The sequence below is a fragment of the Pantoea sp. EKM10T genome, assembly GCF_011800685.1.
Lineage (GTDB): Bacteria > Pseudomonadota > Gammaproteobacteria > Enterobacterales > Enterobacteriaceae > Pantoea > Pantoea agglomerans.
On the sequence record NZ_JAALEU010000011.1, the window covers coordinates 58,477 to 72,078 of the forward strand.

Sequence of the window (13,602 nt, forward strand, 5' to 3'; positions counted from 1 at the left end):
TTCCTCACAGGCTTGTCAAGGTGTGTTCATGAAGAATTGCCAACCCTGACTGCTTCTGTTATTTATAGCGGCCTGTTTTTTTCCCCAATGGGGGATCGATGTACCCCGCAGACGTCAAATGCAGGCTGGCAGCAAGGCCCCTGCGAGACGAAATTCGAAGGGTATAGTGCGTGTTATCCAGGAGAAGCAACATGCAAGAAGGTCAAAACCGTAAAACATCGTCCCTGAGTATTCTCTCTATTGCTGGCGTCGAACCTTATCAGGTGAAGCCTGGCGAAGAGTATATGAATGATGCGCAGCTGACCCATTTTCGCAAGATTCTGGAAGCCTGGCGTAATCAATTACGGGACGAAGTCGATCGTACCGTTTCTCATATGCAGGATGAAGCCGCTAACTTCCCGGACCCGGTTGACCGTGCCGCGCAGGAAGAGGAGTTCAGCCTGGAGCTGCGTAACCGCGATCGCGAACGTAAACTGATCAAAAAGATCGAGAAGACGCTGAAGAAAGTTGAAGATGACGACTTCGGCTATTGCGATTCCTGTGGCGTTGAGATTGGTATCCGCCGTCTCGAAGCCCGTCCTACTGCCGATCTCTGCATCGACTGTAAGACGTTAGCAGAAATTCGTGAGAAACAAATGGCCGGCTGATGCCGCGTCCAGCCTGTTACCACGCAGTGGAACAACTGCTGTTTTGTCCGCTGCGTGGTCACTTCTGAAACCTATGTCATCCTCCTGTATCGGTCGCTTCGCCCCTTCTCCCTCTGGTGAACTCCACTTCGGATCGCTGATTGCTGCCCTGGGCAGTTACCTGAGCGCGCGTGCGCAAAACGGCGTCTGGCGGGTGAGAATTGAAGATATCGATCCGCCACGGGAAGTACCGGGTGCCGCCAGCCGTATCCTGCATCAGCTGGAGCACTACGGTTTAGAGTGGGATGGCGAGGTTCTGTGGCAGTCACAACGTCATGAGGCCTACCGTGACGCGCTGGCCTGGCTGCAGCAGCATCGTCAGAGCTATTACTGCACCTGCCCCCGGCGTCGCATTCAGCAGATTGGCGGTTTCTATGATGGTTACTGCCGTGAACGGCAACGCGGACCGGAGAATGCCGCGCTGCGTTTACGCCAGCATGCGCCGGTCTTTGCGTTTGACGATCGTCTGCGTGGCCGTGTGGAGGCGGACAGGCGTCTGGCACAGGAAGATTTTATTATTCACCGCCGTGATGGCCTGTTTGCCTATAACCTGGCGGTCGTTGTCGATGATCATTTTCAGGGCATTACCGAAGTGGTTCGCGGCGCAGATTTGATTGAGCCGACGGTGCGACAGATTGCGCTCTGCCAGCAATTTGGCTGGCCGGTGCCTGACTGGCTGCATCTGCCGCTGGCGCTTAACCACGATGGTCATAAGTTGTCGAAGCAGAATCATGCACCTGCGCTGCCGGATGGCGATGCCAGACCCCTGTTGGTGGCGGCGTTACGCTTCCTCGGACAGCCGGTTTCAGGCGGCTGGCAGGACTTAACGCAGGACAAACTGCTGTCTGATGCGGTGTCGCAGTGGAATATCGCTTTGATGCCGCAAGAGAACGCCCTGAAACCGGATGCATAGACAACAGCATTCTCAAACGGTTCTCAACAGGCTATGATTAGCCGCTGATTTTACCTACACCCTAATTGCCACTGTCGAGGTGTCCCATTTTTACCCGAGTAGCTAATTTTTGCCGGAAAGTCCTGAAGCGTGATGAAGAGGAAGCCCCAGCAGAGGTTGAACCAGAGCGTCTGATGACCATCATCCCTCGTGAAAGCCATACCATCTCACGTAAAGACATCAGCGAAAATGCCCTCAAAGTGCTCTATCGCCTGAACAAAGCCGGTTATGAAGCCTATCTGGTAGGCGGTGGCGTGCGCGATTTGCTACTGGGGCAAAAACCCAAAGATTTCGACGTGACCACCAATGCCACGCCTGAGCAGATGCGTAAGTTGTTCCGCAACTGTCGCCTGGTTGGCCGTCGTTTCCGTCTGGCGCACGTGATGTTTGGCCCGGAAGTGATCGAAGTCGCCACCTTCCGTGGACATCATCAGGCGGAAGAGCCGGAAGAGGATCGCAACAGCTCGCAGCGCGCCCAGAGCGGCATGCTGCTGCGCGACAACATCTTCGGTTCTATCGAAGATGATGCCCAGCGACGCGATCTCACCATTAACAGCCTCTACTACAGCGTGGCTGATTTCAGCGTGCGTGACTATGTCGGCGGCATCAGCGATCTCGAACAGGGCATCATTCGCCTGATTGGCGATCCGGAAACCCGCTACCGCGAAGATCCGGTCCGCATGCTGCGCGTCGCACGCTTTGCTGCCAAACTCAATATGAGCATTGCTCCGGAAACCGCCGAGCCGATTCCACGTCTGGCCTCGCTGTTGCGTGATATTCCGCCTGCTCGCCTGTTTGAAGAGTCGCTGAAGATGTTGCAGGCTGGCTACGGCTACAGCACATATCTCAAGCTGTGTGAATATCAGCTGTTCCAGCCCCTGTTCCCGACGCTGGCGCGCAACTTCACCGAAAACAGCGACAGTCACATGGAGCGGATGCTGGCGCAGGTGCTGAAAAACACCGATAACCGCATTCACAACGACATGCGCGTTAACCCGGCGTTCCTGTTTGCCGCGATGTTCTGGTATCCGCAGCTTGAAACGGCAGAACGCATTGCGCAGGAGAGTGGCCTGACCTACTTCGAAGCTTTTGCGATGGCGATGAACGATACGCTGGACGAAGCCTGCCGTGCGCTGGCGATTCCGAAACGTATTACGTCGCTAATCCGCGATATCTGGCTGCTGCAGTTACGCATGTCCCGCCGTCACGGTAAACGCGCCTGGAAACTGATGGAGCATCCGAAATTCCGCGCCGCTTACGATCTGCTGGCGCTGCGGGCGGAAGTGGAAAATAACCCGGAACTGCTGCGCCTGAGCCAGTGGTGGGGTGAATTCCAGGTGGCTGCGCCGCCGCATCAGAAAAACATGCTCAATAACCTGGGTGACGATCCGGTGCCGCGTAATAAATCGCGTCGTCCGCGCCGCCGTCCTTCCGCACCGCGTCGTGACAACCAGAACGTCTCATGACACGGGTTTACCTCGCGTTAGGCAGTAATCTGGCCGATCCGCTGCATCAGGTTGATGCAGCGCTGACCGCACTGGATGCGTTGCCGCAGACGCAACGCATCGCTACCTCGCCGTTCTACCGCACGCCGCCTTATGGCCCGCCCGATCAGCCCGATTTTCTCAATGCCGCCGTGGCACTGGAGACCGATCTCAGTGCAGAAGCGCTGCTTGACCATACCCAGCGGATCGAGCAGGAGCATGGCCGGGTGCGCAAGTCAGAACGCTGGGGTCCGCGCACGCTGGATATCGATCTGATGCTGTTTGGCGAGATGCAAATCAACACGGAGCGGCTGATTGTGCCGCACTATGATCTGCTGAATCGTGCGTTTATGCTGGTGCCCCTGCTGGCGATTGCGCCAGACGCCCGCCTGCCCGACGGTCGCGCACTCAGCACAATCCTGGCTAACCTCGACAGTAGCAGCATCGTGCTGTGGCACGGCTGAGCAGACAAACGCACATCTCTGATTCCGCTCTTTCACGCTATCCAGTAAACTGCGCCCATCAGAATTCCTGAGTTGAGAGCGCCATGAAACCCACCACGATTTCACATCTGCGTCAGGCGAAAGCCAGCGGTAAAAAATTCGCGACCCTGACCGCCTACGATTTCAGTTTTGCCCGCTTGTTTGCCGATGAAGGTATTCAGGTGCTGCTGGTTGGTGATTCTTTAGGGATGACGGTGCAGGGGCATGATTCCACCCTGCCGGTCACGGTCAGCGACATCGCCTATCACACCGCCGCCGTGCGCCGTGGCGCACCACAGGCACTGCTGCTCGCCGACCTGCCGTTTATGAGTTATGCCACGCCACAGCAGACCTTTGACAACGCCGCGCAGCTGATGCGTGCGGGTGCTAACATGGTGAAGCTGGAAGGCGGTAGCTGGCTGGCTGAGACCGTGCAGATGCTGACCGAGCGGGCCGTTCCGGTATGTGGTCATCTGGGCCTGACACCGCAGTCGGTCAATATCTTTGGCGGCTATAAAGTGCAGGGCCGGGATGAAGCCGGTGCAGAGCAGTTGCTGGCCGATGCGCTGGCGCTGGAAGCCGCAGGTGCACAGCTGATGGTGCTGGAGTGTGTGCCGGTGTCGGTAGCGCAGCGGATTACCGACGCGCTCACCATCCCGGTGATCGGTATCGGTGCCGGCAATGTCACCGATGGTCAGATTCTGGTGATGCATGACGCGCTGGGCGTGACCGGCGGCCACATTCCCAAATTTGCCAAAAATTTCCTGGCGGAGACCGGCGATGTTCGCGCGGCGATTCGCCACTATATCGCCGAAGTCGAGGCCGGAACCTATCCGGCGGCAGAGCACAGTTTCCAGTAATCCAGGAGAGTCACCGTGTTGATCATTGAAACGCTGCTGATGCTGCGCCAGGAAGTCCGTCGCTGGCGCCAGCAGGGTAAACGCATTGCGCTGGTGCCGACCATGGGCAACCTGCATGAAGGTCATCTGACGCTGGTGGATGAAGCACGGGCGCGCGGCGACATCGTGATTGTCTCGATCTTTGTCAATCCGATGCAGTTCGATCGCGCCGATGATTTAGCGCGCTACCCGCGCACGCTGCAGGAAGATTGTGAAAAGCTGAATCGCCACCAGGTTGATGTCGTCTTCGCCCCCTCACCTGCTGAAGTCTATCCGCAGGGCGCGCAGAATCAGACCTTTGTTGAGGTGCCGGTGCTCTCTTCCCTGCTGGAAGGGGCCACACGTCCAGGTCATTTTCGCGGTGTGGCCACTATCGTCAGCAAACTGTTTAATCTGGTACAGCCCGATATTGCCTGTTTCGGTGAAAAGGATTTTCAGCAGCTGGCTATCATTCGTAAGATGGTGGCCGATATGGGCTTCGACATTGAGATTGTTGGTGTGCCTACGGTGCGCGCTAAAGATGGCCTGGCGCTGAGTTCGCGTAACGGCTACCTGACGGCAGATGAGCGTAAGCTGGCTCCGGTCCTGAGCCAGGTGATGCATGAGATGGCGACGCGGCTGGAGAATGGCGAGCGTCATATTGACGAGATCATTGAGGCAGCCAGTGAGGCACTGCTGGCGCAGGGATTGCGTCCTGATGGCCTGGCGATCTGTGATGCGGAAACGCTGCAACCGCTGACGGTGGACAGCCAGCGCGCGGTGGTGCTGATGGCCGCCTGGCTGGGCAAGGCCCGCCTGATTGATAATCAAACCGTTGACCTGACGCAGTAATTCATCCCGCTGCAGGTTATTTTATTTCTCTGACAAGGTTTCTGGCTATGATTCGCACAGTTCTGCAAGGCAAATTGCACCGCGTGAAGGTGACGCAGGCGGACCTCAATTATGAAGGTTCCTGCGCTATCGATCAGGATTTCCTGGATGCTTCTGGCATTCTGCAATATGAAGCGATCGATATTTATAACGTCACCAACGGTCAGCGCTTTTCCACCTACGCTATCGCGGCTGAGCGTGGCTCGAAAATCATCTCGGTCAACGGTGCGGCCGCCCGCTGTGCCTGCGAAGGCGATATTTTAATTATCTGCTCCTATGTGCAGGTAGACGATGCCGAAGCGCGTCAGTGGCAGCCTAAGGTCGCCTATTTTGAAGGTGACAACCAGATGAAGCGTCTGGCGAAAGCGCTGCCGGTGCAGATTGCCTGATTACAACCTGATTAAAAAAGGGCCGCCGGTAAAACGGGCGGCCCTTTTTATTTCTGCTGCAGTAATTAAACCGGTTTGGTTGTCATCGGCTTCGATGACTTTTTCATCGTAAAGAGGAAATTAAACCAGCCGCGTTTTCTCATCAGACATAATGTCCACGGTAACGCCAGCGCCACCAGGAATGCCGAAATAAACTTCAGGTCATTTACCCAGGCAGACGGGCTTTCAAACTTCACAATCTTACTGAAGAACTGAATCGCCAGATAATGCGACAGGTAGAAGACGATAGAATTGACGCCTATGTAGTAGACCAGTTCAGACTTCAGTTTCAGCGCAATCCAGACAAAGAACGGAACCGATAATAGTGCCAGCGGTGACAATAACGCCTGGGAATGACGATCCAGTACAAAGATATTCAGGCATGAGAGCAGTACAAAACTAATTACTGAGATAAACAGCGTCGGGCCATGCTGCACTTTCTCTGCGATATCCACCTGCTTCCTCACGACGTAATCGCCGAGATAGAAGAATACAAACAGATAAAGCGATTTATTGATGTGGGTATTGTCGAAGCTGGCAAACACCCCATCCGCCTCAATCGCTGGCAGCGCCCAGCTCAGCGTCATACAGATGGCAAACACCAGCAGGAATGGCAAGTGACGGGCAAAGATAATCACAATAAAGAAGATAAACAGCGAATGCAGGAACCAGGTCATATCACCGCCACCGGTCAGGTGGGAGAGAATAATATTCATCGGTGATTGCGGCGTATTAGCCATCGAGCTGAACAGGATTTTCAACCCGCCGTAGACTGCAACCCAGACCACAAATGGATAGAGAATACTGCGCACCTTGTTATTAAAAAAAGGACCCAGGCCTTTTCTTAACCCGGCATCGACAAATAAACCTGAAACAAAGAACATCAGCCCCAGCCTTACCGGTGCCAGCATCTCATTTAACAGGCCGCTGAAGGCGGTAAAGTGTCCGGCGTTATTATGTACGGCAATAGTGCTGTGCAAAAAAATGATTGCGAGAATACTCAATCCCCGCAGATTATCGATCCACGTTATACGATTCATCTTTTCCTGCCTTTGATTAAAAACTGGCCCTGATTCGGTTGCCATTTTTCTTATTAAGAAGACTCTTAGCCTACTCATTCGTCCCTGAGCAGAGGAATAACCTTATTCCGGCGCTATTCTGATAATTCATAATCAAATAAACAACAGCCAGACTTTAAGGCTATTCTTAAAAAATATTTAATAGTTAAGAATCATTCAGATAGCGAAAGATGTCAGAGTATTATCAGATAATACTTAGGGTTATTTTTTGTGAGCAAGGGTGTAAGCGAGGCGTCAGGCGGCTTCAGAGACAAAATATAACGAATGAGGCGGGTTTTAAGGTGATTTTTAAGGCCAGGCAGAACCGTAGTCAGCGTGATTTGCTCTCCACCCAAAAAAAAGCCACGCCCTTATCGCAGCGTGGCCCTTACCATTCAGCTTAACGTCAGGTGCGTAATCCGCGTCCGCGCTGTATCAGCGCATAGACCAGCCAGTAGAACACCAGAATAAAGGCCACCAGCACCGAGAGGGTAAACACCAGCGGCACATCATTAATGCCGAGGAAGCCATAACGGAATCCGCTAATCATATAAACGATTGGATTAAGTTTAGAAACAGCCTGCCAGATCGGCGGCAGCAAACTCAGTGAATAGAATACGCCGCCCAGATAAGTCAGTGGCGTCAGCACAAAGGTCGGGATCAGGCTGATATCGTCAAAGGTGCGCGCAAAGACAGCGTTCAGCAGACCTGCCAGTGAAAACAGAATCGCGGTCAGCAGCAGCGTGACCGCCACCATCGTCCAGGAATGCACGTGGAACGGCACAAAGAACAGCGAGATGGCCGTCACCAGAATACCCACGCAGACACCACGCGCCACGCCGCCGCCAACATAGCCGGCAATAATGATGTGGGTCGGCACCGGCGCGACCAGCAGCTCTTCAATGTTGCGCTGGAACTTGGCGCTGAAGAACGACGACGCCACGTTGGCATAGGCGTTAGTGATGACCGCCATCATGATCAATCCCGGCACGATGAACTGCATATAGCTGAAGCCGTGCATTTCACCGATGCGCGACCCGATCAGGTTGCCAAAAATGATGAAATAGAGCGTCATAGTGATGACCGGCGGCACCAGCGTCTGGATCCAGATGCGGGCGAAACGGTTAACCTCTTTGGCCCAGATGCTCTTCAGCGCCACCCAGTAGAGATGTGTCATGCTTTTGCTCCTGTTTTTCCCTGCGTCGTCAGACCCACAAACAGCTCTTCAAGACGGTTGGCTTTATTACGCATACTCAGCACCTGCACACCCTGCGCGCTAAGCTGGCTGAAGACGCTGTTGAGCCCCTGCTCACGCAGCACTTCCACTTCGAGCGTTGAGGTATCGGTCAGCCGGTACTGGAACCCTTCCAGCGTGGGCAGCGGACTGCGGGGTGCCAGATCCAGGATAAAGGTTTCTGATTTGAGCTTGGAGAGCAGCCCTTTCATTGAGGTGTTCTCCACCAGCTCACCGCTCTGGATGATGCCGATGTTGCGGCACAGCATCTCCGCCTCTTCCAGATAGTGGGTAGTGAGAATAATGGTCGTGCCTTTGGCATTGAGATCTTTCAGGAATACCCACATCGAGCGTCGCAGTTCGATATCGACCCCGGCTGTCGGTTCATCCAGAATCAGCAGCTTAGGCTCATGCATCAGCGCACGGGCGATCATCAGGCGACGCTTCATTCCGCCGGAAAGCATGCGTGCACGTTCAGCGCGTTTTCCCCACAGATCGAGCTGCTTCAGATACTTTTCTGCCCGCTCATTGGCTTCACGACGTTCAACGCCGTAGTAACCCGCCTGATTAACGACGATTTGCATCACCGTCTCAAACGGGTTGAAGTTAAACTCCTGCGGCACCAGGCCGAGCTGGCGCTTGGCATTCACCACATCTTTTTCGAGATCGTAGCCAAACACCCGCACGCTGCCCTCGGATTTGTTAACCAGCGAACTGATAATTCCGATGGTGGTCGATTTACCGGCACCGTTTGGCCCCAGCAGCGCATAAAAGTCACCCGCTTCAACGTTAAGATCGATGCCCTTCAGCGCCTGCACGCCGCCGGGATAGGTCTTGGTCAGCCGGGAAAGTTCCAGTGCATAAGTCATTCTGCATCCATACCCTGTTTTGATGGCATTGCAATGCCGTTTAAATTTATCAGGCCCTGTCATATAGTACGCGCGCGCACTCTGCGCAGTAACCGGTCGCTCAACACCATGACAGACATCAACACCCTGATCAGAAACAACCGCAAATGGTCAAAATTACTGGTTGAAGAAGATCCCAGCTTTTTTGAGCGGCTCGCCCAGGCACAAAAACCGCGCTTCCTGTGGATTGGCTGTTCTGACAGCCGGGTTCCTGCCGAACGTCTGACCGGGCTCGAACCCGGCGAACTCTTCGTTCACCGCAACGTGGCCAATCTGGTAATCCACACCGACCTGAACTGTCTGTCCGTGGTGCAGTACGCTATCGAAGTGCTGGAAGTGGAACACGTTATCGTCTGCGGCCATTACGGCTGCGGCGGCGTGCAGGCGGCGATGGATAACCCGGAACTGGGATTAATCGACAACTGGCTGCTGCACATCCGCGACCTCTGGTACAAGCATAGCGTGTTGCTGGGGGAACTCCCGCCGGATAAGCGCCTGGACAAACTGTGCGAAATCAACGTTATTGAACAAGTCTATAACCTGGGGCACTCCACCGTACTGCAATCTGCCTGGAAACGCGGAAAGGATGTCTCCCTGCACGGCTGGGTATACGGCATTCAGGACGGCTGTCTGCGTAACCTTGATGTGACGGCAAACAGCCGGGAGATCCTCGAACAGCGCTACCGCCACGGCATTGCAAATCTGCGGAAGAACGGCGAGGCCTGAGCCGATCGCAGCGTAAAGCGCGGCATAGCCTACACCAGGCAACAGGTGCAGGCCTTGGAAGAATGTGCGGTAGAGCGGTATCAGGATTCCAGCGGCACCACTTTGCCAATATAAGGCAGATGGCGATAGTGCTGAGCATAGTCGATACCAAAGCCCACCACGAACTCATCCGGAATCGCAAAGCCGACATATTCGACGTTCACTTCGACTTCACGGCGCTCTGGCTTATCCAGCAGCGTACAGATCGCCAGGGATTTTGGCTGACGCAGTTGCAGAATCTCACGCACTTTGCTCAGGGTGTTGCCGGAGTCGATGATATCTTCGACGATCAGCACATCCTTGCCACGAATGTCTTCATCCAGATCTTTCAGGATTTTCACATCACGCGTGCTGGACATCCCGCTGCCGTAACTGGAAGCCGTCATAAAGTCGACTTCATGCGGCACATCGATGGCGCGACAGAGATCAGCCATGAACATAAAGGAGCCGCGCAGCAGCCCCACCAGCACCATATCGCTGCCGCTGTCGCGGTAGTGGTCGTTAATCTCTTTGCCCAGTTCAGCGATGCGCGTGGCGATTGCCTGTTCAGGGATCATCACTTCAACAGTGTGTTTCATTGCGTTCAGCCCGGTTACGTCAGAAAAGCCCCGGAGTCTATCACAGACGCAGCAGCGACGGCTGCGCGGCCCCATAAGCAAACGATTACGTCGCGAAAATTATTACCCGCCGCCTGCGGCTCGCTGAAATGCGCATTACCTTAGAACATTCTGGCATTTACCAGCATGATTCGCTGCATGGTAGCCTTTATCCAACAGATCGTTACCCTACTCGCGCCGCTGGCCGGAGATCACAATGACTTCATCTTCAAGCAAAAAAACGCATATCGGCGACAGGCCGCTGCACCCTGAAACCCAGATGCTGAACTATGGCTATGATCCCCGCCTCTCTGAGGGTGCGGTGAAGCCGCCGGTGTTTCTGACATCAACCTTTGTCTTTGACAGCGCCGAAGAGGGACGGGATTTCTTTGATTACGTCTCTGGCCGACGTGAGCCGCCGGAAGGCAAATCGGGTGGGCTGGTCTATTCCCGCTTTAACCACCCTAACAGCGAAATTGTAGAAGATCGGCTGGCGGTCTATGAGCAGGCGGAGAGCTGTTCGCTCTTCTCTTCCGGTATGGCCGCCATCTCCACTGCCCTGCTGACGTTTGCCCGTCCGGGCGAGGTGATCCTGCATTCCCAGCCGCTGTATGGCGGCACCGAAACCCTGCTTAGCAAGACGCTGCACAATCTGGACATCAAAGCGGTGGGTTTCAGCGACGGCAATGATGAAGTCAAAGTGCGTGAAGCCGCTCAGCAGGCGATGGCCCAGGGCCGGGTAGCGGTGATCCTGATTGAAACGCCAGCGAATCCCACCAACAGCCTGGTCAATATCCGTCTGATGGCGCGTATCGCTGATGAGATTGATCAGCAGCAGGGTTCACGACCGATTATCGCCTGTGACAACACGCTGCTCGGCCCGCTGTTCCAGCAGCCGCTGACGCTGGGCGCTGATCTGTCGCTCTACTCGCTGACCAAGTATGTTGGCGGTCACTCTGACCTGATTGCAGGCGCGGCGATGGGCAGTAAAGCGCTGATGGCGAAAGTGCGCGCCCTGCGCAGCGCAATCGGCACGCAGCTGGATCCACACTCCAGCTGGATGCTCAGCCGCTCGCTGGAAACGCTGTCGCTACGCATGGAGAAAGCCTGGCAGAATGCGGAAGCGGTCGCGGCGTTTCTGCGCGATCACCCTAAAGTGGCGAAGCTGCACTGGCTGCCCTATCTGGATGCGGAGAGCGCCGAAGGGAAAACCTATCGCGAGCAGTGCAGCGGTGCCGGTTCGACCTTCTCATTTGATATCGTAGGCGATCAGCCCGCTGCGTTCCGTTTTCTTAATGCGCTGTCGCTGTTTAAGCAGGCGGTAAGCCTGGGCGGGACCGAGTCGCTGGCCAGCCATCCTGGCAGCACCACCCACTCCGGCGTGCCGCAGGCGGTGCGTCAGCGTATTGGGATCACTGACGCCACGGTGCGGCTGTCGATTGGCATCGAAAACGCCGGCGACCTGATTGAAGATGTGAAGCTGGCGCTGGAGCAGGCGTAATCAGCTGACGGTAAAACCCAGCATCATGCCGGTGTCTTCATGCTCTAGCAGATGGCAATGGGCCATGTAAGCGTGTTCTGCGGCGGCGACATAGTTGAAGCGTACCAGCACTTCACTGCGCCAGCCGTCGACATTCACCATATCCTTCCAGCCCTGCCGGTGCGGGGCTGGCGGTTTGCCGTTTTCTGAAAGAATACGAAACTGGGTGCCGTGAATGTGGAACGGGTGCAGCATCGCGTCGCCTTCACCTGAAATCGTCCACTTCTCGTAATCACCCAGCTTCACCGCAAACGACGGCTTCGTCATATCAAAGGCCTGGCCATTAATCTTATTGCCGTTGCGGAAATCGTAACCGGCGGACGGCGTATTGCCGTGCATGCTGTGATCCATGTTTTCCATATTTTCCATTGGTGGCATCGGCTCGGCAGCCGTTTTTTCCGGCATCGTGTGATGACCGCCCTTGCCCATCGCTTTCTCGCCGTAGCGCTGCATCAGCGCCTGCATGCCCTGCTGGTCCAGCTGCGGGTCCATCATCAGCTGCAGCCAGCGTGTCGTCAGGCCGTCGGTTGAGGGTAGCGCTGGTGGCAGCGTCGCCAGCTGATCCGGCAGCGTGGCGCTGGCCATCACCCGCAGCGGCAGGATCTGCACCAGCGGCAGCGGCTGGTCAAACGGCGGCAGCGTCATGCCCATCTGCTCTGTCGGCAGCGTCACCAGATCGAAGCTCTTACCGTCAGAAGTATCGATCATCACCTCGAAACGCTCGCCCGGCAGGATCGGCAGCGAGTCGAGCTTTACCGGCTCAGCCAGCAGGCCACCATCGCTGGCGATCACATAGAGCGGTCGGCGATCGCTGGCGGCAACATGCAGCGAACGGGCATTGCAGCCGTTGAGCAGGCGCAGACGCAGCCAGCCACGCGGCACCGCATGCTGCGGATAGTGCACGCCGTTGGTCAGCATCATGTTGCCAAACCAGCCCACCGCGGCGCGCATCACGTCGAGCTGATAATCAATGCGGCTGCCATCTTTGGTCAGTTGCTTATCCTGAAAAATCAGCGGCACATCATCCACACCCCACTGCGAGGGCAATCGCAGCGTTCCGCTCTCTTTATCTTCCAGCAGGATCAGTCCCGCCAGCCCCTGAGCCACCTGATGCCCGGTTTTGCCATGCAGATGCGGGTGATACCAGCAGGTTGCGGCGGGCTGATCGGGCGTAAAAGAGACCTGACGCGAGCCGCCAGGCGCAATCACCGCCTGCGGGCCGCCATCCACTGCACCAGGGATTTCCAGCCCGTGCCAGTGCAGTGTGGTCGCTTCGCTGAGCCGGTTATGGATGTTCACCGTCACCGGTTTGCCACTCTGCATCTTCAGCACCGGCCCCAGCAGGCTGCCGTTATAGCCCCAGGTCGGCACCGCTTTGCCGTTCCACTGGGTGGTACCCTGCATCGCGGTGAGGCTGTAGCTGCCCCTGGCATCGGGTTCCAGCAGAGACGGAATCGGCAGCAGCGGACGGGTGGCTGCCATCAGCGAACGGCTCCAGAGCGGTAATGCTCCGGCTGCACTCAGTGCGGCAGTGAGTTTCAGGAAATGGCGACGTTGCATGGTGATCATCCTTGTGGCATCAGAGCGCACAGCCTAAACCCTGACCTTATGGGAAGGTCAAGTCCTGACCGTGCGAATCTGACGAAAAAAAGGCGGTGCAGCAGCCCACAGCGGCAAATTAATCGAAAACCTGAGAGCAA

Annotated in this window: 14 protein-coding genes; 9 read left to right on the top strand and 5 right to left on the bottom strand. The window is 55.8% G+C overall.

Translation table 11 applies throughout. The features are described from left to right. The first annotated feature begins 191 nt into the window (after positions 1-191). The 7 genes from dksA (at position 192) to panD (ending at position 5,762) form a co-directional block, all read left to right on the top strand. On the top strand, positions 192-647 hold the full coding sequence (dksA, locus tag HFD95_RS18735; RefSeq protein ID WP_010254035.1) for an RNA polymerase-binding protein DksA: 456 nt from the start codon (positions 192-194) through the stop codon (positions 645-647). 73 nt (positions 648-720) lie between these two features. Then, positions 721-1,599, top strand: a complete 879-nt coding sequence (gluQRS, locus tag HFD95_RS18740) for a tRNA glutamyl-Q(34) synthetase GluQRS (RefSeq protein WP_010254032.1) — start codon at positions 721-723, stop codon at positions 1,597-1,599. A gap of 86 nt (positions 1,600-1,685) precedes the next feature. Further along, the gene (gene pcnB / locus HFD95_RS18745) at positions 1,686-3,104 is read left to right on the top strand and encodes a polynucleotide adenylyltransferase PcnB (protein ID WP_203583884.1); all 1,419 of its coding nucleotides are present in this window, start codon (positions 1,686-1,688) and stop codon (positions 3,102-3,104) included. Then, positions 3,101-3,586, top strand: coding sequence for a 2-amino-4-hydroxy-6-hydroxymethyldihydropteridine diphosphokinase (gene folK, locus HFD95_RS18750; protein WP_061703647.1), 486 nt, complete (start codon positions 3,101-3,103; stop codon positions 3,584-3,586). The genes pcnB and folK overlap by 4 nt, the downstream gene beginning before the upstream one ends. An 83-nt stretch (positions 3,587-3,669) precedes the next feature. Next, positions 3,670-4,464 carry a 3-methyl-2-oxobutanoate hydroxymethyltransferase gene (gene panB, locus HFD95_RS18755; protein WP_010254026.1) on the top strand — a complete coding sequence of 265 codons (795 nt, stop codon included), beginning with the start codon at positions 3,670-3,672 and terminating at the stop codon, positions 4,462-4,464. 15 nt (positions 4,465-4,479) lie between these two features. Then, a complete protein-coding gene (gene panC, locus HFD95_RS18760) occupies positions 4,480-5,334 on the top strand; it encodes a pantoate--beta-alanine ligase (RefSeq protein ID WP_010671847.1) in 855 nt (284 codons plus the stop codon). A gap of 47 nt (positions 5,335-5,381) precedes the next feature. Beyond that, entirely contained in the window at positions 5,382-5,762 is a 381-nt protein-coding gene (gene panD, locus HFD95_RS18765) for an aspartate 1-decarboxylase (protein WP_010254022.1), read from the top strand. Between the two features lie 65 nt (positions 5,763-5,827). Here panD and HFD95_RS18770 read toward each other — a convergent pair whose 3' ends face one another. The 3 genes from HFD95_RS18770 to HFD95_RS18780 form a co-directional block, all read right to left on the bottom strand. Further along, entirely contained in the window at positions 5,828-6,841 is a 1,014-nt protein-coding gene (locus tag HFD95_RS18770; protein ID WP_061901746.1) for an acyltransferase family protein, read from the bottom strand. 424 nt (positions 6,842-7,265) lie between these two features. Then, entirely contained in the window at positions 7,266-8,036 is a 771-nt protein-coding gene (locus HFD95_RS18775; protein ID WP_010254018.1) for an ABC transporter permease, read from the bottom strand. Further along, complete coding sequence (locus HFD95_RS18780; protein ID WP_010254017.1) at positions 8,033-8,962, bottom strand: ABC transporter ATP-binding protein; 930 nt, start codon at positions 8,960-8,962, stop codon at positions 8,033-8,035. Before HFD95_RS18780 ends, HFD95_RS18775 begins: the two co-directional genes overlap by 4 nt. Positions 8,963-9,070: 108 nt before the next feature. On the opposite strand from HFD95_RS18780, the gene can reads away from it, so the two are divergent. After that, positions 9,071-9,727 (top strand): carbonate dehydratase, encoded by a 657-nt coding sequence (gene can / locus HFD95_RS18785; protein ID WP_033756922.1) that lies wholly within the window; start codon positions 9,071-9,073, stop codon positions 9,725-9,727. A gap of 80 nt (positions 9,728-9,807) precedes the next feature. Here the strand turns inward: can and hpt are convergent, their stop codons facing one another. Continuing rightward, complete coding sequence (hpt, locus tag HFD95_RS18790; RefSeq protein ID WP_010254010.1) at positions 9,808-10,344, bottom strand: hypoxanthine phosphoribosyltransferase; 537 nt, start codon at positions 10,342-10,344, stop codon at positions 9,808-9,810. A 235-nt stretch (positions 10,345-10,579) separates the two neighbouring features. On the opposite strand from hpt, the gene HFD95_RS18795 reads away from it, so the two are divergent. Then, complete coding sequence (locus HFD95_RS18795; protein WP_010671844.1) at positions 10,580-11,863, top strand: cystathionine gamma-synthase family protein; 1,284 nt, start codon at positions 10,580-10,582, stop codon at positions 11,861-11,863. Here HFD95_RS18795 and cueO read toward each other — a convergent pair whose 3' ends face one another. Next, positions 11,864-13,462 (bottom strand): multicopper oxidase CueO, encoded by a 1,599-nt coding sequence (cueO, locus tag HFD95_RS18800; RefSeq protein ID WP_167430611.1) that lies wholly within the window; start codon positions 13,460-13,462, stop codon positions 11,864-11,866. Positions 13,463-13,602: the final 140 nt, after the last annotated feature.

Excerpts from the sequence above, each read along its gene's own strand:
- dksA (WP_010254035.1), top strand. The coding sequence starts at position 192 with ATGCAAGAAGGTCAAAACCGTAAAACATCGTCCCTGAGTATTCTCTCT.
- gluQRS (WP_010254032.1), top strand. The coding sequence starts at position 721 with ATGTCATCCTCCTGTATCGGTCGCTTCGCCCCTTCTCCCTCTGGTGAA.
- folK (WP_061703647.1), top strand. The coding sequence starts at position 3,101 with ATGACACGGGTTTACCTCGCGTTAGGCAGTAATCTGGCCGATCCGCTG.
- panB (WP_010254026.1), top strand. The coding sequence starts at position 3,670 with ATGAAACCCACCACGATTTCACATCTGCGTCAGGCGAAAGCCAGCGGT.
- panD (WP_010254022.1), top strand. The coding sequence starts at position 5,382 with ATGATTCGCACAGTTCTGCAAGGCAAATTGCACCGCGTGAAGGTGACG.
- HFD95_RS18770 (WP_061901746.1), bottom strand. The coding sequence starts at position 6,841 with ATGAATCGTATAACGTGGATCGATAATCTGCGGGGATTGAGTATTCTC.
- HFD95_RS18775 (WP_010254018.1), bottom strand. The coding sequence starts at position 8,036 with ATGACACATCTCTACTGGGTGGCGCTGAAGAGCATCTGGGCCAAAGAG.
- HFD95_RS18780 (WP_010254017.1), bottom strand. The coding sequence starts at position 8,962 with ATGACTTATGCACTGGAACTTTCCCGGCTGACCAAGACCTATCCCGGC.
- can (WP_033756922.1), top strand. The coding sequence starts at position 9,071 with ATGACAGACATCAACACCCTGATCAGAAACAACCGCAAATGGTCAAAA.
- hpt (WP_010254010.1), bottom strand. The coding sequence starts at position 10,344 with ATGAAACACACTGTTGAAGTGATGATCCCTGAACAGGCAATCGCCACG.
- HFD95_RS18795 (WP_010671844.1), top strand. The coding sequence starts at position 10,580 with ATGACTTCATCTTCAAGCAAAAAAACGCATATCGGCGACAGGCCGCTG.
- cueO (WP_167430611.1), bottom strand. The coding sequence starts at position 13,462 with ATGCAACGTCGCCATTTCCTGAAACTCACTGCCGCACTGAGTGCAGCC.